Annotated in this window: 1 protein-coding gene; it reads left to right on the forward strand. The window is 67.3% G+C overall.

The annotated features are described in order from the left end of the window. The first annotated feature begins 105 nt into the window (after positions 1 to 105). Positions 106 to 1,191 carry an IS630 family transposase gene (locus IE269_RS42715; protein ID WP_189828766.1) on the forward strand — a complete coding sequence of 362 codons (1,086 nt, stop codon included), beginning with the start codon at positions 106 to 108 and terminating at the stop codon, positions 1,189 to 1,191.

Below are 1,191 nucleotides of genomic sequence, written 5' to 3' on the forward strand. Positions count from 1 at the left end.
CTAGTGAGCCGGTCTTGAGTTGTGTGGTCGCCTCGTGAGTCGTGTTCTGTCGCCTCTTGCGGTGTTTGGCTGCGGTTGGTGAGCCGATGGCGGTGTGCTGGTGGTATGGGTGACAACCGGCTGGTACCGCTGGAGCTGACGAAGGACGAGGTGGAGATCCTGCGTGGTTGGGCGACGCGTCGCTCGACCGCGCAGGGCTTGGCCCTGCGCGCGAAGATCGTGCTGGAATGCGGCGCGGGCCGCAGCAACACCGCGGTCGCCGCCCGGGTGGGGGTGAGCCGCACCACCGTGACCAAATGGCGGGCCCGGTTCCTTGGCCGGCGGCTGGAGGGCCTGTGCGATGACCCCCGGCCCGGGGTCCCGCGCAGCATTACCGACGCGAAGGTCGAGGAGGTGGTGGTGCGCACCCTGGAAGAGGTACCGGAAGGCTGCACCCACTGGTCCAAACGCGACCTGGCCAAGGTGGTGGGGATCTCGCCGACCAGCGTGCACCGGATCTGGCGGGCCTTCGGCCTGCAGCCGCACCGGGTCGAGGAGTTCAAGATCTCCCCGGATCCGCTGCTGATCGACAAGATCCGCGACGTGGTCGGCCTCTACCTCGCCCCGCCCGCCAAGGCGGCGGTCTTCTGCGTGGACGAGAAACCCCAGATCCAGGCCCTAGAGCGGACCGCGCCGGTGCTGCCGATGCTCCCGGGCACACCGGAACGCCGGAGTTTCGACTACGTCCGCCACGGCACCGTGGACCTGTTCGCGGCCCTCAACACCGCCACCGGGAGGGTCATCGCGGCCTGGTCAGCGCGTCATGCCGCCGAAGACTTCCGCGACTTCCTCGACATGATCGACCACCAGGTCGAGCCCGGTCTCGCCGTCCATGTCGTCTGTGACAACCTCTCCGCGCACAAAGCGCCGCCCGTGCACCAGTGGCTCCTCGCGCACCCCCGGTTCACCCTGCACTTCACCCCGACGTACTCGTCGTGGATCAACCAAGTAGAGCGATGGTTTGCCGAGCTGGAACGACGCTGCCTCCAGCGCGGCTCCTTCTGCTCCCTCGACGCACTCAAGACCGCCCTCGAAGGGTGGATCGACGTCTGGAACGACACCGCCCACCCGTTCAAGTGGACCAAGACCGCCGACCAGATCATCGACCGTATCTGCCGCTACTGCACACGCATCTCCGGACCGGCTCACTAG

The sequence above is a fragment of the Streptomyces spiroverticillatus genome (assembly GCA_014650415.1).
GTDB lineage: Bacteria > Actinomycetota > Actinomycetes > Streptomycetales > Streptomycetaceae > Streptomyces > Streptomyces spiroverticillatus.

Bases quoted from the DNA above. Each gene is read 5' to 3' on its own strand.
- IE269_RS42715 (WP_189828766.1), top strand. From the start codon at position 106: ATGGGTGACAACCGGCTGGTACCGCTGGAGCTGACGAAGGACGAGGTG.